At 55.7% G+C, this 26,209-nt stretch carries 33 protein-coding genes; 16 read left to right on the top strand and 17 right to left on the bottom strand.

Going from position 1 to position 26,209, the window contains the following annotated elements; all coding sequences use genetic code 11:
- Positions 1-9 precede the first annotated feature (9 nt).
- Genes GNG27_RS18030 through GNG27_RS18020 form a run of 3 tightly spaced genes read left to right on the top strand, consistent with a single transcriptional unit; the run spans position 10 to position 1,979 of the window.
- On the top strand, positions 10-462 hold the full coding sequence (locus tag GNG27_RS18030; protein ID WP_156264462.1) for a DUF421 domain-containing protein: 453 nt from the start codon (positions 10-12) through the stop codon (positions 460-462).
- A complete protein-coding gene (locus tag GNG27_RS18025) occupies positions 459-983 on the top strand; it encodes a 2-oxo-tetronate isomerase (RefSeq protein WP_142486816.1) in 525 nt (174 codons plus the stop codon). Before GNG27_RS18030 ends, GNG27_RS18025 begins: the two co-directional genes overlap by 4 nt.
- Before the next feature lie 9 nt (positions 984-992).
- The gene (locus GNG27_RS18020; RefSeq protein ID WP_156264461.1) at positions 993-1,979 is read left to right on the top strand and encodes an SDR family oxidoreductase; all 987 of its coding nucleotides are present in this window, start codon (positions 993-995) and stop codon (positions 1,977-1,979) included.
- 984 nt (positions 1,980-2,963) lie between these two features.
- Here GNG27_RS18020 and cydB read toward each other — a convergent pair.
- The 6 genes from cydB to GNG27_RS17990 form a co-directional block, all read right to left on the bottom strand.
- Positions 2,964-3,974 (bottom strand): cytochrome d ubiquinol oxidase subunit II, encoded by a 1,011-nt coding sequence (cydB, locus tag GNG27_RS18015; RefSeq protein ID WP_156264460.1) that lies wholly within the window; start codon positions 3,972-3,974, stop codon positions 2,964-2,966.
- The gene (locus GNG27_RS18010; protein WP_142486813.1) at positions 3,974-5,377 is read right to left on the bottom strand and encodes a cytochrome ubiquinol oxidase subunit I; all 1,404 of its coding nucleotides are present in this window, start codon (positions 5,375-5,377) and stop codon (positions 3,974-3,976) included. The genes cydB and GNG27_RS18010 overlap by 1 nt, the downstream gene beginning before the upstream one ends.
- A 75-nt stretch (positions 5,378-5,452) precedes the next feature.
- A complete protein-coding gene (locus tag GNG27_RS18005; RefSeq protein ID WP_156264459.1) occupies positions 5,453-6,325 on the bottom strand; it encodes a manganese catalase family protein in 873 nt (290 codons plus the stop codon).
- Positions 6,326-6,340: 15 nt separating this feature from the next.
- On the bottom strand, positions 6,341-6,847 hold the full coding sequence (locus GNG27_RS18000; RefSeq protein ID WP_142486811.1) for a ferritin-like domain-containing protein: 507 nt from the start codon (positions 6,845-6,847) through the stop codon (positions 6,341-6,343).
- Between the two features lie 31 nt (positions 6,848-6,878).
- Positions 6,879-7,373 carry a ferritin-like domain-containing protein gene (locus tag GNG27_RS17995; RefSeq protein WP_106994953.1) on the bottom strand — a complete coding sequence of 165 codons (495 nt, stop codon included), beginning with the start codon at positions 7,371-7,373 and terminating at the stop codon, positions 6,879-6,881.
- A gap of 92 nt (positions 7,374-7,465) precedes the next feature.
- A complete protein-coding gene (locus GNG27_RS17990) occupies positions 7,466-7,651 on the bottom strand; it encodes a general stress protein (RefSeq protein ID WP_103180815.1) in 186 nt (61 codons plus the stop codon).
- Between the two features lie 585 nt (positions 7,652-8,236).
- On the opposite strand from GNG27_RS17990, the gene GNG27_RS17985 reads away from it, so the two are divergent.
- Positions 8,237-8,755: a hypothetical protein gene (locus GNG27_RS17985; protein WP_156264458.1), complete on the top strand. Its 519-nt coding sequence runs from the start codon at positions 8,237-8,239 to the stop codon at positions 8,753-8,755.
- A gap of 64 nt (positions 8,756-8,819) precedes the next feature.
- Here GNG27_RS17985 and GNG27_RS23550 read toward each other — a convergent pair whose 3' ends face one another.
- From GNG27_RS23550 to GNG27_RS17975, 3 genes are all read right to left on the bottom strand, one after another.
- Positions 8,820-8,993, bottom strand: coding sequence for a hypothetical protein (locus GNG27_RS23550; RefSeq protein ID WP_197090542.1), 174 nt, complete (start codon positions 8,991-8,993; stop codon positions 8,820-8,822).
- Positions 8,994-9,073: 80 nt separating this feature from the next.
- Positions 9,074-9,637 (bottom strand): hypothetical protein, encoded by a 564-nt coding sequence (locus tag GNG27_RS17980; RefSeq protein WP_156264457.1) that lies wholly within the window; start codon positions 9,635-9,637, stop codon positions 9,074-9,076.
- Between the two features lie 65 nt (positions 9,638-9,702).
- The gene (locus GNG27_RS17975; protein WP_156264456.1) at positions 9,703-10,131 is read right to left on the bottom strand and encodes a hypothetical protein; all 429 of its coding nucleotides are present in this window, start codon (positions 10,129-10,131) and stop codon (positions 9,703-9,705) included.
- Positions 10,132-10,580: 449 nt separating this feature from the next.
- Between GNG27_RS17975 and GNG27_RS17970 the strand changes: the two genes are divergently transcribed.
- Positions 10,581-10,859 carry a type II toxin-antitoxin system HicA family toxin gene (locus tag GNG27_RS17970; protein WP_142486808.1) on the top strand — a complete coding sequence of 93 codons (279 nt, stop codon included), beginning with the start codon at positions 10,581-10,583 and terminating at the stop codon, positions 10,857-10,859.
- The gene (locus GNG27_RS17965) at positions 10,852-11,202 is read left to right on the top strand and encodes a type II toxin-antitoxin system HicB family antitoxin (protein WP_156264455.1); all 351 of its coding nucleotides are present in this window, start codon (positions 10,852-10,854) and stop codon (positions 11,200-11,202) included. The genes GNG27_RS17970 and GNG27_RS17965 overlap by 8 nt, the downstream gene beginning before the upstream one ends.
- A gap of 75 nt (positions 11,203-11,277) precedes the next feature.
- Here GNG27_RS17965 and GNG27_RS17960 read toward each other — a convergent pair whose 3' ends face one another.
- The 3 genes from GNG27_RS17960 to GNG27_RS17950 form a co-directional block, all read right to left on the bottom strand.
- On the bottom strand, positions 11,278-11,622 hold the full coding sequence (locus GNG27_RS17960) for a HigA family addiction module antitoxin (RefSeq protein WP_156264454.1): 345 nt from the start codon (positions 11,620-11,622) through the stop codon (positions 11,278-11,280).
- Positions 11,623-11,665: 43 nt separating this feature from the next.
- Positions 11,666-11,989, bottom strand: coding sequence for a type II toxin-antitoxin system RelE/ParE family toxin (locus tag GNG27_RS17955; protein WP_156264453.1), 324 nt, complete (start codon positions 11,987-11,989; stop codon positions 11,666-11,668).
- 212 nt (positions 11,990-12,201) lie between these two features.
- Positions 12,202-13,095, bottom strand: coding sequence for a PhzF family phenazine biosynthesis protein (locus GNG27_RS17950; protein WP_156264452.1), 894 nt, complete (start codon positions 13,093-13,095; stop codon positions 12,202-12,204).
- Positions 13,096-13,242: 147 nt separating this feature from the next.
- Between GNG27_RS17950 and GNG27_RS17945 the strand changes: the two genes are divergently transcribed.
- On the top strand, positions 13,243-13,626 hold the full coding sequence (locus GNG27_RS17945; protein WP_156264451.1) for a VOC family protein: 384 nt from the start codon (positions 13,243-13,245) through the stop codon (positions 13,624-13,626).
- A 22-nt stretch (positions 13,627-13,648) separates the two neighbouring features.
- Here GNG27_RS17945 and GNG27_RS17940 read toward each other — a convergent pair whose 3' ends face one another.
- The 3 genes from GNG27_RS17940 to GNG27_RS17930 form a co-directional block, all read right to left on the bottom strand.
- Positions 13,649-14,335 carry an RluA family pseudouridine synthase gene (locus GNG27_RS17940; protein WP_156264450.1) on the bottom strand — a complete coding sequence of 229 codons (687 nt, stop codon included), beginning with the start codon at positions 14,333-14,335 and terminating at the stop codon, positions 13,649-13,651.
- A 143-nt stretch (positions 14,336-14,478) separates the two neighbouring features.
- Positions 14,479-14,955 (bottom strand): DMT family transporter, encoded by a 477-nt coding sequence (locus GNG27_RS17935; protein WP_142486801.1) that lies wholly within the window; start codon positions 14,953-14,955, stop codon positions 14,479-14,481.
- A gap of 4 nt (positions 14,956-14,959) precedes the next feature.
- Positions 14,960-15,394, bottom strand: a complete 435-nt coding sequence (locus tag GNG27_RS17930) for a DMT family transporter (protein WP_142486800.1) — start codon at positions 15,392-15,394, stop codon at positions 14,960-14,962.
- 100 nt (positions 15,395-15,494) lie between these two features.
- Between GNG27_RS17930 and GNG27_RS17925 the strand changes: the two genes are divergently transcribed.
- The 7 genes from GNG27_RS17925 to GNG27_RS17895 all read left to right on the top strand — a co-directional run bounded on the left by GNG27_RS17925 (position 15,495) and on the right by GNG27_RS17895 (position 21,642).
- The gene (locus GNG27_RS17925) at positions 15,495-16,442 is read left to right on the top strand and encodes a LysR family transcriptional regulator (protein WP_156264449.1); all 948 of its coding nucleotides are present in this window, start codon (positions 15,495-15,497) and stop codon (positions 16,440-16,442) included.
- 12 nt (positions 16,443-16,454) lie between these two features.
- A complete protein-coding gene (locus GNG27_RS17920; RefSeq protein WP_156264448.1) occupies positions 16,455-17,243 on the top strand; it encodes a phosphotransferase in 789 nt (262 codons plus the stop codon).
- Positions 17,244-17,264: 21 nt separating this feature from the next.
- Positions 17,265-17,849: a hypothetical protein gene (locus GNG27_RS17915; RefSeq protein ID WP_185902383.1), complete on the top strand. Its 585-nt coding sequence runs from the start codon at positions 17,265-17,267 to the stop codon at positions 17,847-17,849.
- 131 nt (positions 17,850-17,980) lie between these two features.
- Positions 17,981-18,190 carry a hypothetical protein gene (locus tag GNG27_RS17910; RefSeq protein WP_142486797.1) on the top strand — a complete coding sequence of 70 codons (210 nt, stop codon included), beginning with the start codon at positions 17,981-17,983 and terminating at the stop codon, positions 18,188-18,190.
- 184 nt (positions 18,191-18,374) lie between these two features.
- A complete protein-coding gene (locus GNG27_RS17905; RefSeq protein WP_156264447.1) occupies positions 18,375-18,740 on the top strand; it encodes a hypothetical protein in 366 nt (121 codons plus the stop codon).
- Positions 18,741-18,750: 10 nt separating this feature from the next.
- The gene (locus tag GNG27_RS17900; RefSeq protein WP_156264446.1) at positions 18,751-20,847 is read left to right on the top strand and encodes a pyrroloquinoline quinone-dependent dehydrogenase; all 2,097 of its coding nucleotides are present in this window, start codon (positions 18,751-18,753) and stop codon (positions 20,845-20,847) included.
- A 522-nt stretch (positions 20,848-21,369) separates the two neighbouring features.
- Positions 21,370-21,642: a hypothetical protein gene (locus GNG27_RS17895; protein WP_156264445.1), complete on the top strand. Its 273-nt coding sequence runs from the start codon at positions 21,370-21,372 to the stop codon at positions 21,640-21,642.
- 61 nt (positions 21,643-21,703) lie between these two features.
- Here GNG27_RS17895 and GNG27_RS17890 read toward each other — a convergent pair whose 3' ends face one another.
- A complete protein-coding gene (locus tag GNG27_RS17890; protein ID WP_156264444.1) occupies positions 21,704-22,612 on the bottom strand; it encodes a LysR family transcriptional regulator in 909 nt (302 codons plus the stop codon).
- Between the two features lie 212 nt (positions 22,613-22,824).
- On the opposite strand from GNG27_RS17890, the gene GNG27_RS17885 reads away from it, so the two are divergent.
- On the top strand, positions 22,825-24,126 hold the full coding sequence (locus tag GNG27_RS17885; protein WP_231600466.1) for an MFS transporter: 1,302 nt from the start codon (positions 22,825-22,827) through the stop codon (positions 24,124-24,126).
- 13 nt (positions 24,127-24,139) lie between these two features.
- The gene (locus GNG27_RS17880) at positions 24,140-24,928 is read left to right on the top strand and encodes a class II aldolase/adducin family protein (RefSeq protein WP_197090541.1); all 789 of its coding nucleotides are present in this window, start codon (positions 24,140-24,142) and stop codon (positions 24,926-24,928) included.
- A 111-nt stretch (positions 24,929-25,039) separates the two neighbouring features.
- Here the strand turns inward: GNG27_RS17880 and GNG27_RS17875 are convergent, their stop codons facing one another.
- Positions 25,040-26,209 carry an HlyD family efflux transporter periplasmic adaptor subunit gene (locus GNG27_RS17875; protein ID WP_142490014.1) on the bottom strand — a complete coding sequence of 390 codons (1,170 nt, stop codon included), beginning with the start codon at positions 26,207-26,209 and terminating at the stop codon, positions 25,040-25,042.

The raw sequence follows: 26,209 nt of genomic DNA, 5'->3' as shown, positions 1-26,209 counted from the left end.
GGGACCAGTATGGAAATGATACTCAGGGCGGCGGCGATTTATCTGATTTTGCTGGTGGTCTTTAAAATCGCCGGAAGGCGGGCGCTGCTGCAAATGACCAGCTTTGATTTGATCCTGTTATTGATTATTAGTGAGGCCACCCAGCAGGCGCTGCTGGGGGAAGATTTTTCGGTAACCGGGGCCATGCTCACCATTATTACGCTGGTGGTGATTGATATGCTTTTCGGCGTGGCAAAAAAATATATCTCCGGCGCGGAATCGATGCTTGATGGCTCTCCGGTTATTCTGGTTGTGCACGGTGAATTACAGAACGAAAAATTAAAAAAGGTGGATGTCTCCTGCGATGACATTCTGGTGTCGGCCCGACAAAACCACGGAATATATCATCTGGAAAAAATTAAATACGCAATCCTTGAACGCAATGGGCATATTTCGATTATTCCCGAAGAGAGTGAATCATGAAAGAAAATATCTGGAACCAGGCCAAAACCACCAAGGAACTTACCAGTCAGGTGTCGACGGTGTTAATCGATTTAGGCTGGCTGCTCACCACGGCCGAGTCCTGTACCGGCGGCAATGTGGCCTCTGCGCTCTGTGCAGAAAAGGATACCGCCTCGTTCTTTGGCACCGGCGTGGTGACCTTCAACAATGAAGCCAAGCACAAGGTGCTGGGGGTCAGTAATGCCACCCTGGAAAAGTACACCGCCGTCAGTAGCCAGACGGTGGGCGAGATGGCCGAGGGGGCGTTGAAGCTGGCCGATGCGGATGTCAGCATCGCCATCAGCGGCTACGCCGGGCCGGACGGCGGCGAGGATGGCACCCCGGCGGGTACCGTCTGGTTTGGCTGGTGCTTCCGCGGCGAGGTGACCACCGCCGTGCAGCACTTCACCGGCGAGTGTGAAGACGTGATTGAGAAAGCGGTTCGCTACGCGCTTTCTGAACTGTTGCGGCAGATCCCGCACTGGAAAAAGCAGCTGCATTAAGGAGAGGCTATGAGTGTGGTGTTAATTACCGGCGCAACGGCTGGGGTAGGCAAGGCCACGGCGCTGCGTTTTGCAGCGGCAGGCTACGACGTGGGCCTGATCGCCCGGGATAACCACAGCCTGGAGGCCACGCGGGCGGAGGTGGCGAACTATGGCGTCAACTGCCATGCGGTAAGTCTGGATGTGGCCGATGCCGCGGCATTAAGCGGGGCAGCGCAGACGCTGGCCGACCGGCTGGGCGCTATCGACGTATGGATAAACAACGCCATGTGTACCACCCTGGCCCCGTTTTACAGCATCACTGACGATGAATTTCGCCGGGTGACGGAGGTGACCTATCTGGGCTGCGTCAACGGCACCCGGGCCGCGCTGGAGCAGATGATACCCCGCGACAGCGGGGTGATTATCCAGGTCGGTTCCGCGCTGGCCTACCGCTCCATTCCACTGCAATCGGCCTACTGCGGCGCCAAGGCGGCGATCCGCGGCTTTACCGACGCGCTGCGAACCGAGCTGATGCATGAGCGCAGCGGCGTGCATCTGGCGATGGTGCAGATGCCGGGACTCAACACCCCGCAGTTTGACTGGGCGCGGAATAAGTTCGCTTACAGCATGCGCCCGGTGGCGCCGGTATTTCAGCCGGAGGTCGCCGCCGAGGCCATCTTTGGCGTGGCGCAGAGACCGGTGCGCGAGCTGTGGGTGGGGCGCAGCACCATCGGAGCGATTGTTGGCCAGTTCCTGTTCCCCGGTTTTCTCGACCGGATGATGGTGAAAAAAGCCTGGGAAGGGCAGATGGACGAGGCGCTCAACCCACCTGACCGGCGGGACAACCTGACCGAACCGGTCGGCGGCGAACACCGGATACACGGGCGTTTTTCCCCGGAGGCTAAACCCCGCGCTGCGGCGATGACATCCGGCGTGCCGGGCAAAGCCCTGCTCGGCACCGTCGCGCTGGCGGGGCTGCTGCTGATTGGAAAATGCCTCGGGCGCCGGAAGTAGTTCGTAGGCCGGGTAAGGCGTAGCCGCCACCCGGCTTTTTTACTGCGCACCGGGCCTTATGCGGCACCGCCCGGCGGCGCTGCGCTTGCCGGGCCTACGGATCGTGTATGCTGCGGGTGTGGTAGGCCGGGTAAGGCGTAGCCGCCACCCGGCTTTTTTATCCCGCAACGGGCCTTATGCGGCAACGCCCGGCGGCGCTGTGCTTGCCGGGCCTACGGATGGTGCATGCTGCGGGTGTGGTAGGCCGGGTAAGGCGTAGCGGCCACCCGGCTTTTTATTGCGCACCGGGCCTTATGCGGCAACGCCCGGCGGCGCTGTGCTGGCCGGGCCTACGGCTCGTGCATGGTGCGGGTGTGGTAGGCCGGGTAAAGCGTAGCCGCCACCCGGCTTTTTATTGCGCACCGGGCCTTATGCGGCAACGCCTGGCGGCGCTGTGTTTGCCGGGCCTACGGATGGTGCATGGTGCGGGTGTGGTAGGCCGGGTAAGGCGTAGCCGCCACCCGGCTTTTTATTGCGAACCGGGCCTTATGCGGCAACGCCCGGCGGCGCTGTGCTTGCCGGGCCTACGGATTGTGCATGGTGCGGGTGTGTTAGGCCGGGTAAGGCGTAGCCGCCACCCGGCTTTTTATTGCGCACCGTGCCTTATGCGGCAACGCCCGGCGGCGCTGTGCTTGCCGGGCCTACGGCTCGTGCATGCTGCGGGTGTGGCAGGCCGGGTAAGGCGTAGCCGCCACCCGGCTTTTTATCGCGCACCGGGCCTTATGCGACTACGCCCGGCGGCGCTGTGCTTGCCGGGCCTATGGATTGTGCATGCTGCGGGGGTTGAAGGCCGGGTAAGGCGTAGCCGCCACCCGGCTTTTTATCGCGCACCGGGCCTTATGCGACAACGCCCGGCGGCGCTGTGCTTGCCGGGCCTACGGATGGTGCATGCTGCGGGTGTGGTAGGCCGGGTAAGGCGTAGCCGCCACCCGGCGATGTTGCAGCTTAGTGGTAACCCTCGGTATCCGTCACCTTGCCGCGGAACACGTAATAGCTCCAGGCGGTGTAAACCAGAATCAGCGGGATGATCAGCAGCGTGCCCACCAGCATAAACAGCTGGCTGGAAGGCGGGGCGGCCGCGTCCCAGATGGTGATGCGTGGCGGGATAATGTTGGGCCACAGGCTGATACCCAGCCCGCTAAAACCAAGGAAAATCAGCCCGAGGGTGAGAAGGAAAGGCCGGGCGTGGCTGTGCGGGTTGCGGGTGAGCCGCCAGATCCAGATCCCAAATACCGCCACCAGCAGCGGCACCGGCATGAAGTAAAAGAAGTTAGGCAACGAGAACCAGCGTTCGGAAACATACTGCCAGCCGAGGGGCGTCCAGATGCTGACCACCGCCACGACCCCCAGCAGCGCCAGCAGCACATGGCGGGTCAGTTCCCGCATATGACGCTGTAACGCCCCTTCACTTTTCATGATAAGCCAGGTGGTGCCCAGCAGGGTATAAGCCACCATCAGCCCCAGACCGCAGAAGAGGTTGAAGGGCGTCAGCCAGTCCAGCGCGGAACCGGCAAAGCGACGGCCCTCCACGTCGAAACCGTTAATCATCGCTCCCACCACAATGCCCTGGCTGAAGGTCGCCAGCAGCGAACCGCCGGCGAAGGAGTAGTCCCAGAAGGCGCGGTGGGACGGCGTGGCTTTGAAGCGAAACTCAAAGGCCACGCCGCGGAAGATCAGGCCGATCAGCATGGCGGTCAGCGGGATCGTCAGGGCGTCGATAATGACCGCATAGGCCAGCGGGAAGGCGCCGAACAGCCCCGCGCCTCCCAGCACCAGCCAGGTTTCGTTCCCGTCCCACACCGGGGCGACGCTGTTGACCATCACGTCCCGCGCCTGCGGGTCACGCTCAAAGTAGAAGAGCATCCCGATACCTAAATCGAACCCATCCATAATGATGTACATCAGGGTGGCGAAGACGATGATGGCAAACCAGATCACTGAGATATCGACGCCCATTATGGTTTCTCCTCTTCCGGTACCGGTTCAGCCGCTGAGAGCGGACGCGCGGGCCTGCCGTCGGTATTCAACGAGAGATTGTCGGTCGGCTGCGGTCCCTTCTTAATCAACCGCACCAGATAGACATACCCCACGCCAAACACCGAGCAGTAGACAACGATAAACGCCAGCAGGCTGATGCTCATCTGCAGGGTGCTGTGCAGCGACACCGCGTCAATGGTGCGCAGATAGCCATATACCACCCACGGCTGGCGGCCCACCTCGGTAGTGATCCAGCCCGCGAGGATCGCCACCAGACCGGCGGGGCCCATGCTCAGGGCGAACCAGTGGAACGGACGGGAGTGGTACAGGCGGTGTCGGTGGCGCAGCCACAGGCTGATAACGCCCATCAGGATCATCAGCAGCCCGAGGCCCACCATCACGCGGAACGACCAGAAGACGATCAGCGAGTTGGGTCGCTCATCTTTCGGAAAATCTTTCAGCGCCGGAACCTGCTTATCCAGGCTGTGGGTAAGGATCAGGCTACCGAGCGCCGGGATCTCCAGCCCGTATTTGGTGCGTTCCTCTTCCATATCCGGTACGCCAAACAGCAGCAGCGGCGTGGCTTCACCGGGTGGATTTTCCCAGTGGCCTTCAATGGCGGCAATTTTCGCCGGCTGATGTTCCAGGGTGTTCAGGCCGTGCATATCCCCGACAAAGGCCTGAATCGGTGCGACCAGCAGCGCCATCCACAGCGCCATCGAGAACATTTTGCGCACCGCCGGACTGTCGTTGCCGCGCAGCAGATGCCAGGCTCCCGATGCGCCCACAAACAGGGCGCTACTCAGGAAGGCGGCGATGGACATATGGATCAGGCGGTAGGGGAAGGAGGGGTTAAAGATAATGGCGAACCAGTCCTCGGGGATCACCTGGCCGTTCTCGATGCTGAAGCCCTGCGGGGTGTGCATCCAGCTGTTGGAAGCGAGGATCCAGAAGGTGGACATCAGGGTGCCGAGCGCCACCATGCAGGTGGCAAAAAAGTGCAGGCCGGGCCCGACCTTGTTCCAGCCAAACAGCATCACGCCGAGGAAACCCGCTTCGAGGAAGAAGGCGGTTAACACTTCATAGGTGAGCAGCGGGCCGGTGATGCTCCCGGCAAACTGGGAAAAGCCGCTCCAGTTGGTGCCGAACTGGTAGGCCATCACCAGACCGGAGACCACGCCCATGCCGAAGTTAACGGCGAAGATTTTTAACCAGAAGTGATACAGCGAGCGCCAGACGTCATTCTTCGTCTTCAGCCACATGCCCTCGAGCACCACCAGATAGCTGGCGAGGCCGATGGTTAAGGCCGGGAAGATAATGTGAAACGACACTGTGAAGGCGAACTGAAGCCTGGCGAGATGGAATGCATCGAGTTCGAACATCGTACTCTACCCCTGTCAGCGAAATGCCCCGTAAGAAACGGGGCATCGTGGTACAGCATTTACTTCGGCGCGGGGTTACGGTTTTTTCTTACCGGCCCCCAGCTCCGCGCCAGTCAACGGATTGGCATTCGGATCCGACTCGGTGCGCGATGCCATCGCTTTCAACAGAGCGGCCTGCTCTTTCGAAAGCGAGACCTGAGCACTCCCGTCGCCACCGTCAACGGCAGGTTGCGGATCGGCAACGTACTCGAAGTTTTCGTCGCTGTTCCAGCTGCCGCGAAGATCGTCACCCGCAGACATATTGTAGTAGGTGGTTGAATATTGTTCGATAGGCGGCAGTTTCCCCGGTGGGAAATTATTGCGAATCGACTGCAGCGCCTTCTCAAACGAGAGCTGGTGCGCGGCTTCACGGGTCATCAGGAACGCGAGGGCATCTTTTACCCCGACATCGTCAGTGACGTTGATCAGGCGTTCATAGATGATCTTGGCGCGCGCTTCCGCTGCGATATTCGAGCGCAGGTCAGCGGTGGGTTCGCCAATGGTGTCGATATAGGCCGCGGTCCAGGGCACGCCGCCGGAGTTGGTCAGCGGTGGCCCACCCCCGTACAGCAGGGAGGTGATATGGCTGTCGTTACCGTTGGCCGTCAGGGAGCGATAGAGCTCCGCTTCCTGTTCGGTGCCTTCTGCCAGCTCGCCTTTGGCACCTTTATTCAGCATACCGACCAGCGTCCCGATGATTTCAAGGTGGCTCAGCTCTTCGGTAGCGATATCCATCAGCATCTCTCTGCGGCCTGCATCGTCATCGCCCAGACCCTGGGTGAAGTAACGGCAGGCGGCAGCCAGCTCGCCCTGAGGGCCGCCGAACTGCTCAAGCAGCAGGTTCGCGAGGCCGGGATTTGGCTCAGCGACGCGAACGGTGTATTGCAACTGTTTTACGTGTCGAAACATAGGCTCACTCCTGGGTTATTTTTTCGCTTCAACGCCTTCGGCGTCAGAGCGCAGGAGGAATTGTTCCGTGGTATCCGGGATATGCTGGATAAGCCAGTCGGCCATGCGCTGCTCTTCCGCGAGGATAGATTCGATGGCAGGGATCGAAGCCACGTCTCCGGCTTTTTTCGCCGCGGCCAGCAGGGAGGTATAGCAGGCAATTTCGAACTGCTCGAAAACGTAGCCGCTAATCGAGCCTTTCACGATCTCATCCGACGCGGCCATGCCACCCATCGATTGGCCGAACGCCATCATTTTGCTCATGGAGTCTTTTAAAACCGAGCGGGAAATATCGTTACGATCGAGGATCTCTTCCAGCAGGGTAATCTGGTGCTTGGTTTCAGAAATATGCTGTTCAATTCGGGCGCGTACATCAGGGTAATTATCGATGCGGCTGGCCATTGATTCGAGCATTGATTCGGCTTGCTTTTCCATGGCGTGAGCATCGCGTAGCCAGTCATGGTAGTGTTCTACGTGATTCATATTTTCTTCCTCGGGTTCGGTTAATTCAGGCTTACTTTTCCGCTTTCTGATTAATATTACCGACGGCCAAATCGGTGAGTTTAAGATCGGTGGATTTCTCTTCTTCCAGCGTCTCGGCTAATAATTTCACCGCCTGGGTATAGCCTAATTGCTCGGCCAGGGTGGCGAGCGTGCCATAGCTCGCAATTTCGTAGTGCTCGACTTTTTGCGCCGCCGCGATCAAGGCTGCATCGCGTACTTCATTTTTTTCTGTGCTTTCAAGGACTTCATTGGCTTCTTCAATTAAGCCTTCCATTGCCACGCACTTCATTCTTTTCAGTTTAATATTGGGCGTTTTCTCCACGATCTGATCGATACGCTCAATCTGGCCGTGGGTCTCTTCCAGGTGCGCTTTAAACGCAGCGCTCAGATCCGGGCTGGAGGCTTCGCGGGACAACTTTGCCAGCGCACGGGTTAGCTGTTTTTCTGCACTGTAGGTGTCAGATAGCAAGTGAATAAACACATCTTCTATGCTTTTCATATTCATACGCTTTTCTCCAGTGACATAAAAATTCTGCGAGCCCGCGGACCCGCAGAGTACCGATTAAAGTGAATAACAGGCTTTAATAATGAGATGAATTAAGAGTTGTCAGATTTACGTCCGCCGCCATGGCTATGCTGACCCCCCTTTTTGCCTGCTTCAGAAGCGCGCTGCGGATCATTTTTGAAATTACCGCCGCTTTGCTGTCCACCTTTTTTCCCTGCTTCAGAAGCCTTTTCACGATCCTGTGCGAAATTACCTGAACCACCACGTTGCTCTGCCATATTATGTTTCCTCATATACATCGTTTATGTCAGTAAGATACGTTTTCATTCGTATCCGTTGTCGTTCAGAATTAAATTTAGCCGCTATTTTTGAAGAGTCAAACGAGAATTTTGGAATAATTTCCAGTCCATCTGATGAGTTGGAGGAAATATCGGTTCGCTTGTTTTTAGAATATTTTCCTTCAAGGTGATGTTATCAAACGACCTTCCGGGATAACGGCTTAACGCGTTTTTCTCTGTCTCGTTGAAACGCGCGATGCCAGGCGTGGCGGGGCTCTTTACTGAAGTTTACAATCAGGGTAAGCGATGCATAGCGCATAAAAAATAAAAATACGTGGGATAAGTCTTAATTGATTTCCTATATTATTCGCAGCGCGGAAGAGTGACTAAAAAATAATCTAGCGGAGCGGTTGAGTATATTATGCATGGATTACAGTGATTCATGGGAAATGCTACTTCATAAAGAGTAAACGAAGGGCAGGATTAAATACCCTGATAAAGTATGATGGTGAATCGGGTACGTTGGTCAATACTGAGCCGGAGCGGTGACGCGGTGTCATCCTGCTAGCTGCAACGGTGAGCCATATGATTGATTTCATTTCGGGTATCCTGATCCACACTCCCTTCTGGGTCTATCTCATCCTGCTGTTTCTGATAAGCCGGGGCATCAAGGCGCGCAGGCCCGCGACCGTGGCGCTGGAGAAGCTGGCCATCATCCCGGCTATTTTTCTGCTCTGGGATATCTACGATCTGCTGGTTTTCCGCAAGCTGACGCTGGCGACCGGCTCCCTGTGGCTGGTGGGATTACTCAGCGGCGCGGCGATGGGCTACATCCTGATCAAACGCACGGCGGTGGCCCGCGCCGCCGCGCCGCGCAGCATCTATCGTGAGGCGGACTATTCGGCCCTGCCTTTTATGATGCTCGCCTTTGCGGTGAAGTATGTGCTGGGGGTGATGAGCGCCATCGCGCCTGATGTGCTGCTGCGCCCCGGAGTGAGTGCGTTCGCCATCATCACCGGCGGGCTGTTCGCCGGGGTATTTGTCGGCAAGTTTGTGCGCTATGTGCGGGTGTATCTGGCGGCGGAGATGCGGGAAGTGGGGTGAGAGGGATCCCCTCTCCCTGGAGGAAGAGGGCTGGGATGAACGTGCCGCGTAGTGGGATACTCCGTTAGCCGACGTTAACGAGTTCAACTTTCTTTGTTGGCCCAACGAGGTCCATCTCTTTTTCCCGCTGGCCCACTTGTGCAAGTTTGTTGCCGTCAATAGTTGCCCAGAAGTCTGCGGCGCGTTTGGCAGCAGCAGTCGCTTTAACAGAATCGATTTTTTTGTTTTGCTTGATCATAACGTCTCCCGGTTGGTTTTTAACCATTTCATCAGAGTTTACAGCGGTCGCGTTTGCCTGACAAACAGTCGATTTTTATCTCAGTGGATACCCATCACTTTGCGTCGAATCGTTGTCTGAATATCAGCGACTGCAGAGGACATTTTGTTGGGGGCGTAAAACACTTGTGAGAATCCATACGATCGATAGCGTGGTTTCATCTCCTCCAGGGGGTCATGTATCACCACATCATCAAGTTCCATCATGCTGCAAAATGTTGTCGAATAGATCAGAGCAATAATAAAGACGTTACCTGTAAGCGCACTCTTTTTGTGAGCTCTCAGATTTTCCAGCATGCAAATGGCGAACTCCTTCCTGCGAGCATCATATTTGCAAATTATTGCTGCATGCAGGACAGCATAATCATATCCCTTCGTACTTTTTAGGCTGATATCTAAGATACCGTTATCGTTGGCATTTCCACGATAATGCTCTATTGCCCAGCGCCAGTTAAGAACCGCGTTATCGTTCTCATTCCAAAGGTAAGTTTTGTCTTCCTCGCTTAACGAACCTACGATGATGCTATCCCAACCGAAGCTCTGAATGATTTTTTGAGTAGTATGAAGGCAGTGTTCATGTATTTCCTGGAGCGATAAATTGCTCATGTCATCAGCCATCCTTAGCTGTCATCTTCCCCTCACGCTATCGTGAGGGGAAACATTCACATTAGTTAATCCACTCCCGCATCGGTTGTCAGCCAGCGTGGCGCCTTCAGGCGCTCGGCAAAATAGCCGGTTAACTCTGCCAGTAGATCGCTCATGGTGCGGGCGGTATCCGGTGCCAGCGTATTGCTGATTAACAACCGGGCGATCGCTTCACAATAACCGCACAGCGCATCGGATTCCGGTGCGAACTCCGGCTGATGCAGGGGCAGGGAATCAACGGTGAGATATGCCTCAAGATCCCGGGGAATGGGCTCATGCAGCGTCGGTTTCAGCAGCGCCAGGCAGGCAGCGAGGCGGCCGCACAGGGCGATTTTCATTGTCGGATCCTCTTCGTACAGCATCGCTTCGCAGAAGCGTTCGCAGTTATCGGCCAGTTCAGTGAAGTCGGTGTTGTGGTCGAAGGGGGCAGTAATGAGCGGGTTGATAGTAGCCATATTTATGTTCCATTAAGTGGTTTATTTACCGCCACCCGGAAATGCCAATTTCGCGGGTGGCAGAACTGAACGGAGTTGGCATTACCGGCCTTAATGGATACCGGCGCGTCTAACGACGCCCCCGTCCAGCCCACCATAGAAGTGTTGCCAGACGCGCGGTGCGTTACAGCCCCGCGTCACCATTAAGTTTAACCGGGATGCCAATCCCGACGCCAGATGTTGCTGACGTACCGACACCCTACGCCGCAAATAGCCACTGTTAAAGCAGGGAGATAAGGCAGATTTCATTCCTGCGAGGCGTCTTCAGGAAAAGATGTGAATGCGATGAATTGTTGCAGGATGCGCTTAAGAACGTACGCATTTACCGACCATCATATGACGTCAAAAATTGACGTCATTTTTTATTTTTGCCAGAATGACGTTACGACATGACGTCAAGAGGATTAGGGATGATAAAGGTCAAGGACCTCAACTCCCGGCACCGTAAAACATTGGACGATATTATGACGGTGCCGCCAAAATCAGGGATTAAATGGGATGATGTTATCAGTCTCGTTAAATATCTGGGCGGTAAGATCAAAAATGGTCAAGGATCTCGTCGCCGCTTTGTTTTATTGGGGTCGTTATACTTAACCCATCAACCGCATCCCGGAAATGTAATGGATAAAGGGGCTGTAAATGGGTTACGCGAGTGGTTAGAGAATTCTGTAGGAGTGGAATATGAATAAGGCCAGTAACATCATGATGATTCAGGGGCAACCGGCCATCATTACCTTTGAAGCTGAAATCGGTGCGTTTCGCGGTAAGTTCCTGAATGTCGCTGGTTACTGTGATTTTGTCGCGGACAGTATCGCCGGTCTGCATAAAGAGGGAGAAATCTCTTTGGCAGAATATTTACAGGATTGTCGTGAAGAAGGTATTCAGCCGTTTCGTGAAGAACAACAGGAACGGCTGACTGTTCGGGTATCTGGTCGCCTGGGTGCCCGCCTGACGGCAGTTGCTAAACAGCATTCAATCTCTAAAAACCAGTTAATCGTTGAAGTGTTAGAGCGGGAACTGGCGTTGGTCTAACCGCGGCCGAAAAAACGAGTATTCCATTGCGGGCCAATACAGGGCCCGCATTCATAAGTTTATGCTGTCTTAGAATTACGCTACAGACTGCTGCGCTTTCTTCCTCTCAACCATCTCCGCCGCAGTAATGATCTGCTGATGTTCTGCCTGCATGCGCTCGTCGTGCTGAATTTCCCAGATATCCACGTTCAGCTGCAAGTTCAGCCAAAACTCAATGGTGGTATCAAAAGCCCGGGCTAGCCGTACGGCCATGTCCGTGGTCAGTTTTCGGTTGTTATTGACCAGCGCGCTGACGCTGTTTCTGTGCACGTTAAGCATCTCGGCCAGATCGGCAATTTTTAAATGCAGCGGCTCAAGAAACTCGTGAAGCAGAATATCGCCGGGTGTGGTCGGTTTACGGGTGATGTTTGTGAATGCCATTTTATGACCTGCCTTGTTTAGCGGATGTCCCCATACGCATCGCTCATCGGTGAGCATTGTAGGTATGAGGATCAAGATAAATCCCTTTCGCCTTACCGCCTGACCAGATGAAAATCAGTCGGTATTGCCTGTTCACGCGTATCGAATAACAACCCAGAAGCGGCGAGCTCAACGCTTCAAGCTTGTTGCCGGGTGGGCTACGCAGATCCCGATACGAGGTCGCTGCGTTGATGATGTCGAGTTTTCGCATCAGAGCTGACGCTATCTCTGCCGGGATTTTTCCATGTGGACGTCCATATAGAAAAAAGTCCTCAAGCCAGGTATCGCGAAAGTCAGAGATGCTCCTTAACGTAAGTGGTGTGGTCATTCTCCATCCTGGTGAACGTAGGTCAGTTTAATGCACTTATGCACTGTGCGCAAGTGCGTTTGTTTACATGTTCTGTAATGGCAAATTAACCTGGAGTTTTAGCGTGGGGAAGCGTAGCGCTGGGGAGAATGTAAGGTTTGCGAGGCGTCTTCAGAAAAGGGGAAGTGCGTAGGCCGGGTAAGGCGTAGCCGCCACCCGGCGATGTTGCAGCGTTAAAGCGTAAACGCCCCTTCCATGGTGATGACGCAACTGCCGCCCACCCGAACAACGGGTTTTCCTGACGAGGCGTCATACCCCGAATAAAGTACACTGGCCCGCTCCATATCAACGCCCTGGCTCACCTGCAGGGACAGAGTGGTTTTATCCCGATGCAGCGCCAGCAGGGCGGTCACCGCGGCGGTGGCGCTGCCGGTGGCCGGATCTTCCGTCATGCGCGGGGTCAACATCCGCGCCTGGAGATCGCCCACCTCACCGGCATCTTTATCAAGGGTATAGGCATACACAGAGACCGCGCCATCCAGCGGCAACACCGCGCGGAACCCCTGCAAATTCGGCACGCAGCGGCGAAGCGCGTCCCGGGAAACGAGTTCCACCACCAGAAACGGCAGGCCAACCGAGGCGACGACAGGGTTATGCACCTCGGTGCGGATATCCTCTGCGGTCAGGGACAGACAGGCGGCGACCTGTTCCGGGCTGACTTCGGAGCGACAGGATAAGGCTTCCGGCGTCACGAGCTCCGCGCCAGTCACCGTGCCGTTGTCTTTTAACAGCCTGACGGGAACCAGACCCGCAATCTCCTCGAACAGCAGCGTCTCAGGCAGAGGCGTGTCATTCATCGCCGCATAGGTTGCCAGCACGTAAGCGGTGCCGACGTTGGGATGGCCCGCGAACGGGATCTCACGTGAAGGGGTAAAAATTCGCACCCGCGCGGTATGGGCAGCATCGTCCGGCGGAAGCACAAAGGTCGTTTCACTGTAGCCAAACTCAACGGCAATCCGCTGCATCTGCTCGGTGCTCAGATCTTCTGCATCTAAAACCACGGCGACGGGATTGCCCAGAAAGGGGGTATCAGTAAAAACATCAGCCACAACATAATGTCTTTTCATTTACTGTCCTGAATGAAGTGATTAAAAGCAATCCATGGATGGTACTTCCTTAGCGTGCAAATTAACAAAGACACTCACGGAAAAATGAAAAACGTCAGGGCAGATAGACTAAGGCGCATTGACGAACCTTCCACAGGAGAGCGCCGGATGTTCACCCATATGCGAATTGCCAGACCCGTTACCGACCCCGAACGATCGTTTCAGATGTACAGCCAGGGACTGGGCCTGCAAAAGATTGCTGACTTCCAGGATCATCAGGGATTCAGCGGGATTATGGCAGGCAAGGAAGCGTTGCCCTGGCACCTCGAGTTTACGGTGTGTCACCATCATCCCGTCCAGCCCTCCCATACCGAAGAGGACCTGTTCGTTCTCTATTATCCCGATAAAGCGGAGTGGGAGCAGGCCTGCGGCCGGATGAACGACGCAGGTTTTACTGGCGTGGATTCCTTTAACCCCTACTGGGACGTTAACGGACGGACGTTCGTGGATCACGATGGCTACCGGGTCGTTTTGCAGAACCGGGCATGGTGATTTGACGCAGGGCTTATCACCTTCAGAACGGGCTGGCATGGCGGGCGACGATCGGCTCCCCGCTGACGGGATGGGAAAAATGCAGCTCGCTGGCGTGCAGCATCAGCCGCGGCGTCCGTTCGGTGCCGGGCGGCAGGAGCCCGCCATACAGATCGCAGCCCAGGATCGGGTGGCCCAGCTGCTGGCAGTGAATGCGCAGCTGGTGGGTGCGCCCGGTCTCCGGGGTAAGCGCAACCCGCGTCACCGGCACCGTCTCTTCGTGATAAAAACGCTCCACCACACGATAGCGGGAGCGGGCAGGTTTGCCGTTGATGGCGCAAATCGACATCAGCGGGAACAGCGCCGGATCTTTCGCAATGGGCGCATCTATCACCCCTTCGTCATCGGCCAGATGACCGCAGAGCAGGGCGGTGTAAATCTTGGTCACGCTGCGCTGGCTGAACTGCTGGCAGAGGGCGGCATTGATCGCCTTGTTGCGGGCAATCACCATCAGCCCGGAGGTACCGAAATCCAGGCGATGCACCAGGGTGCAGCCGGGGAAAGTCTGCACCAGCCGGTAGTGCACGGAATCGAGATTTTGCGGATTCTTCCCCGACAGGCTCAGTAGCCCGCTGGGTTTATTGATCAGCACCAGATGATCGTCCTGCCATAGCGTCTCTATCGGGTCGTGGCACGGCGGGGCAATAAAGGTATCGATAATGGCAGACATCAGGCTGACCGGCGGATAAAAGAGGCGAGGATAATAACCAATTTGCCGCGGGCTGGCGAATCGGCTCTATTTGCCGGGTAGCGCTACGCTTACCCGGCCTACAACACCCTCGTAGGCCCGTGCAAGCGCAGCGCCGCCGGGCATTATGTTGCCTGCGCAGGTTCTTCTTTCGTTTCCGGCGTTCTGCTGCTGGAGTAGATAAAGAACAACGCGATCCCCAGACAGACGATAGCGCCGAGACGGCTCATCGAAAACGGAATCGCCGCATTGCCCAGCCAGCCGAAATTGTCGATCAGCATGCTCATGGTCAGCTGACCAAAAATCACCGCCACGGTAGCGACCGCCGTACCGATACGCTGCACGGCCAGCACCATGATCACGATGTACGGCACGCCGAACATCGCCCCCAGCAGCTGCCATTTGGGCACGTCCAGCAGGGTGACGGCCTGTTTCGGTTCAAAGAAGAAGATCAGCAGGGCGGTGATCAGCGCGCCGACGGAAAAGGTCAGGAACGCACTTTTGAAGACGCCCACTTTGCTGCCCAGTTGGCCGTTGATGGCAGCCTGAATGCTCAGCGTCGCACCCCCGATAACTGCCAGAATAATCATGATAAATGTCATACTGTTACCCCTGTGCAACCAGAACCAGCGCGGCGATGATGAACCCCAGCGCGATGATGCGTTTACTGTCAATTTTGCGATGCGGCGTGCCCAGCAGGCCGTAGTGGTCGATGATCAGGCTTTTAAAGACCTGGCCCGCCAGGATGCCAATCATGGTCATGGCGATGCCGATTGCCGGCGTGGCGATGGTCAGAATGATGACGTAGACCGGGCCGAGCACCCCGCCCAGCAGCTGCCATGAGGGCTGGGCGAAAAACGACGGACTGTTGCGCGGGCTGAAAAACAGCATCAGCAAAAACGTCAGGGCGGCACCGACGCCAAACACGCTGAACGTTGCCCACAGATCGCCTACCTCACCGCCGAGCGGCCCCAGCAGTCCTGCCTCGACGGACAGCCCCATGCCGCCCGCGATCGTGAATAAAATCAATATCAGTTGCATACCACGCCGTCTCTCCGTTGTTGAGGCCGGGAAGCGTACGCCTGTTTATCCGTGAGAAAAATGCCATAATGCAATAAACACCTGTGCAGGAAATGCATCAATGTACGACGTCGCAAACATCAATATTCGCTGGCTGCAGATCTTTATTGCGGTCTATGAAACACAGAATTTTTCGGTGGTGGCGCGTCGGGAGGGGATTTCGGCGTCGCAGGTTTCCCGCGTTATTCATCAGCTGGAAGACGCGCTCGGCCAGCAGCTGTTCTACCGCAATACGCGGGCGATTATCCCGACCGAGAGCGGCCATCTGTTTATTCGTTTTGCCCGCCAGATGCTCGGCAATCTTGACGAGGCGCGCCGGGAGCTGGACGAACGCAAGCGGGAGCCTTCTGGCATTATACGCATCAACACCCCGGTCTTTTTCGGCCAGCGGCACATCGCCCCCGGCCTTCCCGGCCTGACGGAACGCTATCCCCGGCTCAGCATCGAGCTGACGTTGACCGATGATTATATCGATCCTCACCGGGATGCCGCCGACGTGATCTTTCGCATCGGCGCGCTGACCGACTCCTCTTTTCACGCCCGGGTGCTGGGCCAGCAGTTTTATCACCTCGCCGCCGCTCCGGCGTACCTGCGCAAATACGGCACGCCGAAAACGCCGGACGACATTATGGGGCATAAATGCCTGGTCTACCGCGGCTCGTCCGGCCCCAACCGCTGGCTGCTGCGTCGGCCCGGCGAGGCGTGGATCCACTATCCCGTTACGCCGCTGATGTCCTCCAATAACGCCGAAACCCTGCTTATTGCGGCGCTGGGCGGGATGGGGGTTGTGCTGTTTCCGGACTGGCTGATTGGCGACCGGTTCCACAGCGGTGAGCTGGTGAAGCTGCTGCCGGACCACGAGACCTCCATTAATACCGAGCCCCTCAACATTGCGGCGATCTACCCCCATACGCGCCACCCGCCGCTGAACGTGCGGGCGGTCATTGATTACTACGTGGAAGCGTTTGGTTCGCCGCTTTACTGGCAGTCTGTGGCGAAGGGGGCATAACAGGAATCAAGCATGTCTGAACAGAATTTATCCAGAATGGGTGCGGCGAATGTCACGCTGATCGGCGATGAAGTGGAGCGTCGGGTCATCGAGAAATATCCCGTCAGTGAGGTGGAGTTTGCGTTTTATCATTCCGCTGCGCCGCGACTCCGCCATGCGGGTATCGCTTCTCCCGCGCTGCTGTTCGCTGATGCCTCCCGGCGTAAAATAAGGCTGGAATATATTCCCCACCCGGTGGATCAGGACGCTGTAGCAGGCGATGAGGTGCTGTCGATGCTGGCCCGCCTGCATGGTCATCCGCCGGATCCTTCATGGACTTATCATCCCCACGGCTGGTCAGCCGCCGCGCTTGAGGCCTCCCTCGCGCTGTTGGCCTTACCGGAAAGCGCAGCACAGCAGATGCGCCGTTTTCATCAGCACAGCGAGGCGCTGTTTCGGCATCCGGGTTTAATTTCCGGCGACAGTAATGCGGGTAACTGGGGCCGAAGAGATAACGGCGATTGGGTGCTTTTTGACTGGGAACGGTTTGGCACGGGAAGTCCGGCTATCGACCTCGCCCCCCTGATTAAGGGGATGGGCACCCTTCAGGCATTCAATACGCTGGCCGATCGTTATAGTCTTATTGCCTGTTATTCCGACGCGCGTGACTTAGCCAAAGAGATCGCCATAGCGAAAGCCTGGATTGTGACGGAGGTGGTTTTACTGCTGCATGCGCGGCAGAAAAGCGATTTTCAGGCCTACCTCAGCTGGTACAGAGAGCATCTTCCTGGCTGGTTAGCGCGCACCGTCAACATACTCTGAATACCTGCATGGGGAATAGTAATGCGTCAACTGTCTGTCCTGCTCTGTCTGCTGTTACTCACCGGCTGCGTCGTCAGTTCGCCGCAGAAAGCGCAATTTAATGCGGAGTATCCGAACCGCCAGGATATTCGCAGCCACACGGTGTACCGCTTTATGACGAAACCGCTTCAGCCGGGTGGGGGAAAATACTACGGCGCAAACGATCTGGCCGAGACTCTGTATGTCAGAGCCGACAACGCGGCGATGGTGGAGTTACGCTTCAACTATCCTGGCAGATCGCTGCAGGTGAAATCGCTGGATGCGCAAAACAGAACGCTGCGGGAGGAGACCTACGCGCTGCTGGATGAGTCGGCGGCAAAACCGTCCGATGCCGAAAGCCGGTACTTCTTCCTGAGCAAAGAGGGCGTGCTGTTAACGAAGTTTAAAAATTGCACCCCGGATATGAGCGTCGGTTGCCGCTGGCAGGATCGGACGCTGTTTATTACCCGCAGCGGCGATATGGCGGTGCAGTTAGCCAGCGGAACGGCGGGCATGGCGTTTCTGGTGATCCCGTTTTATGGCTCGGAGAAATATCTGGAGATTTTCCCGAAGGTTTCGGGTACGTAGCGCTTGTGCGACAACGCCGGGTGGCGGCTACGCCTTGCCCGGCCTACAAAACTCATCAATTGTTATTATTGTTTTTACTCATGGAGCTAATAAGACTGTAACTACGTTCATTATCTTCCAGGGTTACGCACATGTTTGTGTCATGGTGGTTAATTGTTCCTGTCGTTACAGGGGTCGCGATACTCTTCATTATGGTTTCCCGTCTCTCTAATGAAGTGGATAAACTTGAAACGGCGTTAGAAGAGAGCCGGGGACAGCTGAAGTCCCTCGGCCATAACGCTGAGGCGTTCAAACAGGCGAATCGACGCGTGTCTGAAAATTTGCTGCGGGCAAAAAGTTAAACACGGCAGACGGTTCAACCCCCTTAAATAAATCATCTTCTATACTCTGATACGTTTAGTGGAATATGCCGCTGTTCTTCATACTGCGCTGTTTTTTTAGCGTGTACGAGAATGAAAATAGCTGCAACTGCCCATGAAAACGCCGTTTGAGTGACTTGTTTATTTTATAAGGGGACTTCCTGGTATGTTGCACTCTCAACCCTCCCGCGTCGGCAGCATATTGCTGTTGCTGGCCGCGGTCATTGGCTTCGCGGTGGCGTTATATGCCTGGCTGACACCGCTTACAGGCGTCACCGGAACCATTGGTGCGCTGGGCGTGGCCATCGCCTGCGTATTTCTGGCAATACTGAGCTTTATTTTGCGTGCCGCATCCCGTCGCGGCGGGCGCATTTTCCTGATTATTGTCACCCTCGTGTTCTTGTTTGGGATTGGTTTTGCAGCCGCGCTGCTGCACCAGTACATCATTACGGCAGCTATGGTGGTCGGCCTGATTGGTCTGATTATGCTGAGCAGCAATTCCGTTAGTCACAATCCCCGCGTCAGAGTCTGAGGAGCCACCCGTGCATAACGATAAACACTATTCCGTCTTTAAGGTCAGCATGACTGCGCTGGCGCTGCTGGTTACTCCACTCTCGCTGCAGGCGCAGGATAAAGCCGCTGAAGCCTCTCAGGGGACCCAGGAAGAGCTTAATGTGGACGCGGCCGATCAGCAGGCGCCGGGCACCACAAAAACCACTGACGAGGCATCAACCGGTCAGGAAGGCGGAGAGAAAGCCGCGTCGGTCAAGCAACCTGCGTCCCCGATGGTGCCCTCTGCGGCCACCTGGGACAGTTTCCATGGGCAACTTAACGCGCAGAAATACAGTCCGCTGACGCAGATTACGGCGGATAACGTCGGTAAATTAACAAAAGTCTGGGAGTTCCATACCGGCGACGTCTCGGATGGCAAAGGCGACACCCCGGCTACCGTCTGGTCCGCCACGCCCATCTTCGCGAATGAGACGCTCTACATCGGTACCCCTTTCGATCGCCTGATTGCGCTGGATCCGGGCACGGGTAAAGAGAAGTGGCACTATGACACCAAATCGTCACGCAAGGCGCTGACCCAGCCGGTGCTGAAAAACCGCGGCGTCTCTTACTGGCAGGCAAAAAATCCGGTCGCCGGAGAGGCGTGTCAGAAGATGGTTTATATGGGCACCGTTGACGGCAAGCTCTTCGCGCTGGATGCCGATTCCGGCAAGCCGTGCAGCGGCTTTGCGGACAATGGCGTGCTGGACATCAATCAGTGGAACACGGTTAATGCCAAGTACCCGCTATCTATCCTGCAGCCGCCGACCGTCGTGGGCGACCATCTGATTGTGGGCTGGGCCGGTAAAGACTGGGCCTATGCCGAAGCGCCTCCGGGCAGCGTATTTTCCATCAATGCCCGCACCGGCGAGCGCGAATGGACCTTTGATGTGATCCCGGCTGAGATCCGCCAACGTACCGGGACGGCCAACGTCTGGACGCACATGTCCGCCGATGAGGCCAACGGCCTGGTCTATCTCCCGGTTTCATCTCCGTCCCCCAACTACTGGGGTGGCAACCGCGTCGATCCTATTCCACTCGGCACCTCTACCACCGCGCTGGACATCAACACCGGTAAAGTCGTCTGGTCTCGTCAGTGGGTGCACCACGACGTGTGGGATTACGATATCAACTCTGCGCCGACGCTGATGGATATCACCGTAAACGGTAAGCAGATCCCGGCGCTGATTCAGGCCACCAAGCAGGGCTTTTTGTTTGTGGTTAACCGTCTGACGGGCGAAGACGTCTGGCCTATCGAAGAGCGTCCGGTACCGCAGGGCGATGGTTCGGTGCAGGGCGAAGTTCTCTCGCCAACGCAACCTTTCCCGACGAAACCTGCGCCGCTGCTCGATCAGTCGAAAAAACCAGAGATCTGGAAGCTGGCGGATGTCGTCGGTGCCGGGCAGTGTACTCGCCTGTGGGACAATCTCACCTATGACGGCATGTACACGCCGCCTGTCACCAAAGGCGAAGGCACACTGACCTATCCGGACAGCGCCGGCGGCGTGCAGTGGGGCGGGGTGGCGTTCGATCCGCACAAGCAGATTGCCATCGTTAACACCTCTCATATCGTGCAGTACGTGAAGCTCTACAGCCGTGAAGATTACGATAAAGCGGATAAAAGCGCCGGGAATGAGAGCGGTTTTGCGCCTCAGGAAGGGGCACCTTACGGTCTGCGCCTGATGGTGGCGAATAACTGGCTGGGTATGCCGTGCTGGAAGCCGCCGTTTGGTGAAATCGTGGCGCTGGATATGCATACCGGTGATGTGAAGTGGCGTCGCCCTGTTGGCGCATCGCAGCAGTATGGCTTCTTTATGCCGGAAAGCTGGGGTTCACCGACCATTGGCGGCCCGGCGGTGACGGCGGGGGGCGTGATCTTTATCGGTGCCTCGATGGATGCCAAAGTGCGCGCCTACTCGGTGGAGAGCGGTGAAGAGCTATGGGCCGATCAGGTTGAAGCCCCTGCGGTAGCGAACCCGTCGGTCTATGAGTACAAAGGCCGTCAGTATGTGGCGTTCGTCGCAGGCGGGAATACTATCCTGAAGGATCAGGTGGGCGATCAGGTGGTGGTGTACGCATTGCCTGAATAATGCCGTTCACATACCCCAAGGGCTGAATTATCCCCGGTAATTTTATTGCCTTTAAAGCAATGGAATAACTCACTGATAATAAATGGCCTACAGCGGCGCCCTGGTTCGGCTGAACCTCGCCAAAGCGTTTTCGGAAGGCCGGGGCGAAGCGCAGGGACGCGCCGGGAGGGCATAGCCTGCAGGGATGCAGGCTGGTGAACAGCTTACCGGGGATCCTACGCCCCGGTGGGCGAGGGCATCGACCGTGCAACCCCGAAACTCATCAAAGGTTAACGACCCGATTTGCCGCGTCGCTTTGGCTCTGAACGCTTCACCGCAGAATATCAGCGCTTCGGTACCATATTTGGCAGGTGAACAACGATAGATACTATGAAAGGATAAATATGAAGGTTAGCCTTTATATCCTGGACGCTCAGGGACGCTACTTCACCGGATGGCGTCCTTTTTTTGATTCATAGAATATGCATGAACCTGATAGCGGATTAAGCAAGACTCAATGCTTTCCTCGACATGGAGGCGCGGATGAAAATCTACTGGACGTTAAAAAGCATTCCTGAACTTTCACATCTTACGTTTCTGGAGCGCGGCAAGCGCTGGCGAAGCGCGTATAAACTCATTTTTCGTCACTGGCAAACATGGTGTGGACTGCTGATCTGTGGTCTGTGCGTGGGGGCAGGCTCTTCTTATTATGGTACGCCGGGCCTGATAATATCAGGCGGGTTGGGCGGCTTCATATACGGGAATATCGCGGTTTATGTTGCTCGCCGCTATTATCGGGATAAGTTTATCCGCTAATAAGTATGACCCGGCATTCTATCTCCTGCGGCAAACCCATTAATTCTTTCCTCTCTACATATCATTCAACATTTTCAGCAATCCATCTAATAAGATGTTCTGCAAAACCTTCAGCGGCCGGTGAGTTAAAAAATTTTGAAGACTGGTATAAACAAACCTGGCGAACCACATCGGGTGCAACGATACGGCGCATAACCAAACCGAATGGTTTAGCCAGTAGCTTAACGTAAGCAGGGGACAGGGTTACGGCCATGCCAGAAGAGGCTATGCCGAGGGCAGTAGAAATATTATCTACCACATCGACAGGGCTTATCCTTTCGGCACTGGGTAAAGCTCTTCCCATTTTAGCGACATTCTGTTCATGATCTCGTCCTGCGGCGACCAGCGGGTACCTTTTCAGGTTTTCCCAGCTCACCTCCTCAAACTGCGCCAGCGCATGATCCGGCGTGCACCACAATACCCACGGACTTTCAAATAAGACGGTGGAAGTAATCTCTTCGCCGCAGCATGAATTAGGGCCTACCGACATATCAGCGTCACCCTCAATAACGATATCGACAAGACGTTCCACCGGACAATCAATAATCCGAACGGCCACCTCTGGCTGAAGCGCTCTGTACTCTTTGATGATTTTCGGCAGCATCGCGCCGGCAATAATCATCGGTGCCGCGATGCGAACCACGCCCGTCGCGCGGGCATTAATCGCTGTGGCAATGGTTTCGGCCTGTCTGGCACGTTTAAGCACCGCCCCGGCAGAATTAAGAAATTCCTTTCCCGTGACAGACAACGAAACGCGACGGGTGCTGCGATCGAAAAGGCGAAAACCCAGCACGGACTCAAGCTCTTGTACAAGCTGGCTGACCGCAGAGGGAGTCAGCCCCAGACGCTCCCCGGCGTCCGTGAAACTATGGGTTTCAGCGACGGTAAGAAATGTTTCCAGCTGACGCAGGGTAAAGCGTAAAAACGGCATGGTGTCAGTTCCAATTAACGATGTTTTCTAACAAATAAACCAGATTAATTAAATTGTATACAACAAGTCATTAACATATTAATGGTTTCAAATAAATAAAAACCTCTACCCACACCCTATAGCAGAGGAGCTACCCTGCAATGACTTTGGAAAAATCAGGTCCTTTTGTGAGCCCCGCCCACGGGGAAACAGAGTTCAGTTCTGTAGGCTCTATGCAAACTGATAATGAACTTATTAAAAAAGTGTCCGGCAGACTGGTCTGGTTTCTGTTCCTGCTTTATGTGTTTGCCTTTCTCGATCGCATCAATATCGGTTTTGCGGGCCTTACTATGTCGCAGGATCTTGGCTTGACTGCGACGATGTTTGGCCTCGCAACAACCTTCTTTTATATCGCCTATATTGCCTTCAGTATTCCCAGCAATATTGCCCTCGGACGCTTTGGTGCCCGACGCTGGCTATCAATGATTATGATCGTTTGGGGGCTTGCTTCTACAGCGACGCTGTTTGCTCACGATGCGCAAAGTCTTTACGTATTACGCACGCTCGTGGGGATCGCTGAAGCAGGTTTTATTCCTGGGATATTGCTTTATCTGACCTTCTGGTTCCCTCAGGCCTGCCGCGGACGAACCAATGCTTTATTCATGATCGCCACCCCCGTTACTACAGCAGTCGGTTCAGTAATATCGGGGTACATCCTTGAAATGAATGGTCTCTTAGGGCTGAAAGGGTGGCAATGGCTGTTTCTTCTTGAAGGCCTCCCTTCAGTCGTTCTTGGTATCGCCGTCCTGTTTTATCTCGATGATAATCCGATGAAAGCAAAGTGGCTGACCCGTGAGGAAAAAGCACGGCTTACCGCAATGCTTGCTGCTGAGCAAAGTCAGACGGACGTACCGGAAAAACGAAAGGGAAGTTTGATAAGCGAACTTTGTCAGCCGGTAATAATAAAATTTGCTCTGGCCTATTTGTGCCTCGTTAATACCCTTAGCCTGATTGGAATATGGATCCCTCAAATTGTAAAAAGCTTCAATGCTGCCAGCAGCAACGTCACTATTGGTTTACTCGCTGCCATTCCTCAGATATGCACCATCATCGGCATGATTTGGTGGAGCGCGCGCTCCGATCGCCGACGTGAACGAAAATGGCATATTGCGATCCCCATGCTGTTCGCCGCGGTTGGGTGGTTGCTAACGGCCTATGCTGAAAACCCCATTATTCGTCTTGCCGGTATTGCAATGGCCTCTACCGGTGGCTTCTGCGCCATGGCTATATTCTGGACCGCGCCAGATAAAGTCCTTTCGAGTCGTAGTAAACCTGTGGGCATAGCCCTGATAAATGCGGTTGGCAATATCGGATCGGCCCTGAGCGCTTTTGTCGTAGGTTATCTGAGAGATACGACCAACAGTTTTTCCTCTGGCCTGCTTTACGCGGTGGTCGTTCTGGTGCTGGGGACGCTGTTTATCGCTGCCATTCCAATGAAGTCCACCACAGACAAAAACCCTGCCTGTACATCTTAAAAGGAGAGTCATCATGACCATGACCTTGACCCATTCTAACCCTGAATCCTTTAGTGACATTCCCGCTGGCTACAGCCCGGAGGAGTGGGCGGCAAGGGTCGATCTTGCAGCTTGTTATCGTATCTTCGCTCACCTTGGATGGAACGAACTGATTTACAACCACATCACCTTACGCCTGCCGGGGCCTGAAAAACATTTTCTTATTAACCCCTTTGGTCTGATGTATTCAGAAGTGACTGCATCGTCGCTGGTCAAAATTGACAACAAAGGCAATATCATCGGACACAGCGACTGGCCCATAAATCCAGCCGGCTTTACCATTCACGGCGCCATACATGACAGTATCCCGGATGCCCACTGCGTTATGCACACCCATACCACCGCAGGCATGGCTGTGGCATGTTCCGCAGGAGGGCTTTCAATGAGCAATTTTTACTCCGCGCAGCTCTATGAAAAAGTGGCATACCATGATTTTGAAGGCATTACGGTACATGCCGACGAAGGGCCCCGCTTGCTGAGAAGTATTGGCGACCGTCCCTGTATTATCTTGCGAAACCACGGTCTGCTGGCCTGGGGACACAATTTACCTCAGGCTTTCGCTAATTTATGGCTTTTGAATCGGGCATGTGAAATCCAGGTCGCCACAATGTCGATGGGGCCGGTACTGGAAATACCTGAAGCTATCCAGCGCAAATGCACCCAGGATTCGCTACAGTTCGACCCTCGATTTGGCGCAGGACAGGATGTTTTCAAAGCGCTTACGCGACTGATTGAGCACGCAGATCCATCCTGGCGCACATAGCTGATACCGTGGAGCGTTGGACGGTGTTGTTTCAGGCCGGGTGAGGCGCAGCCGCCACCCGGCAATACTTCCCGTTCACACCAGCCCTCTCCCAAAAGGAGAGGGTAAATACTATCTTTCCCTCAGCGCCTCTTTCGCCCGGTTGAACGGCTTAATCATATAATCCATCACCGATTTCTCGCCGGTCTTGATATCCACCGTGGCAATCATCCCCGGCACGATGGAGAAGTGCCTGCCCGCTTTGTTGACCAGGTAATCCTGGCTGGTGCGGATAAACACCCGGTAGTAGAACACTTCCGGTTTGGCCTCATCCTGGATGGTGTCCGGCGAAATGGTCTCCACCACGCCGTCCAGCCCGCCGTAAATGGCGTAGTCGTAGGCGGTGATCTTCACCAGCGCCTTCTGACCGGGGTGGATAAAGGCGATATCGCGCGGCGACAGGCGAGTCTCAATCAGCAGGTGGTCGTCCACCGGCACAATCTCCATCATCTCGCCGTTCGGCGGGATCACGCCGCCGATGGTGGTCACCTTGATGTTCTTCACGATGCCGCGCACCGGAGAGGTTACCGTCAGGCGGGTGACCGAGTCTTCACGCCCCTTCAGCACCGCCGAAACCATATCCACTTCGGCATTGGATTTGGACAGCGCCTCCCGGGCCTGGACGTAATACTGCGAGCGCAGGTCGGTGAGTTTCAGCTCCAGGTCGCTCTTCTGACGCTGCAGGCGCAGAGCTTCGACGTGGCTGGCGGCGCCGGTTTTCACCAGTCGCTGGGTGATGGCGAGTTCCGCGTTAACCAGCTCCAGCGCCTGGCGCAGCTCGCGGCGCGAGTCTTCCAGCTGCTGGCGGCGGGAGTTGTAGAGCCGGGTTTCGGCGGCGATCAGGTCGGTCCATTTCGCCAGCTCGGGTGGGAAAGTAAGCGGCAGATCGTTCACCTCCGCATGCAGACGGGCGCTGGAGGCCAGCGACGCCCGGTAGCGGGCGGCGCTTTCACCGACGTTGGATTCGGAGCGGGTCGGGTCGAGGCGCGCCAGCACCTGGCCGGCCTGCACCTGATCCCCCTCGTGAACCTTCAGCTCGGCGAGGATCCCGCCGTCGAGGGACTGTAACACCTGCTCGCGGGAGCTGGGGATCACCTTCCCGGTGCCGGTGGAGACCTCATCGAGAATGCTGTACCACGCCCACACCCCGGCGACGACAAACAGCAGCAGGCTGAAGATCACAATGCTTCTGGCCCCGGTATAGCCGCTCTCGGAGCCGAGGGCGTTATCCAGGTCGTCCAT

It is taken from the genome of Leclercia sp. 119287 (genome assembly GCF_009734485.1).
In the GTDB taxonomy this organism is placed as follows: domain Bacteria; phylum Pseudomonadota; class Gammaproteobacteria; order Enterobacterales; family Enterobacteriaceae; genus Enterobacter; species Enterobacter adecarboxylatus_C.
This window is presented reverse-complemented; position numbering and strand designations above follow the sequence as displayed.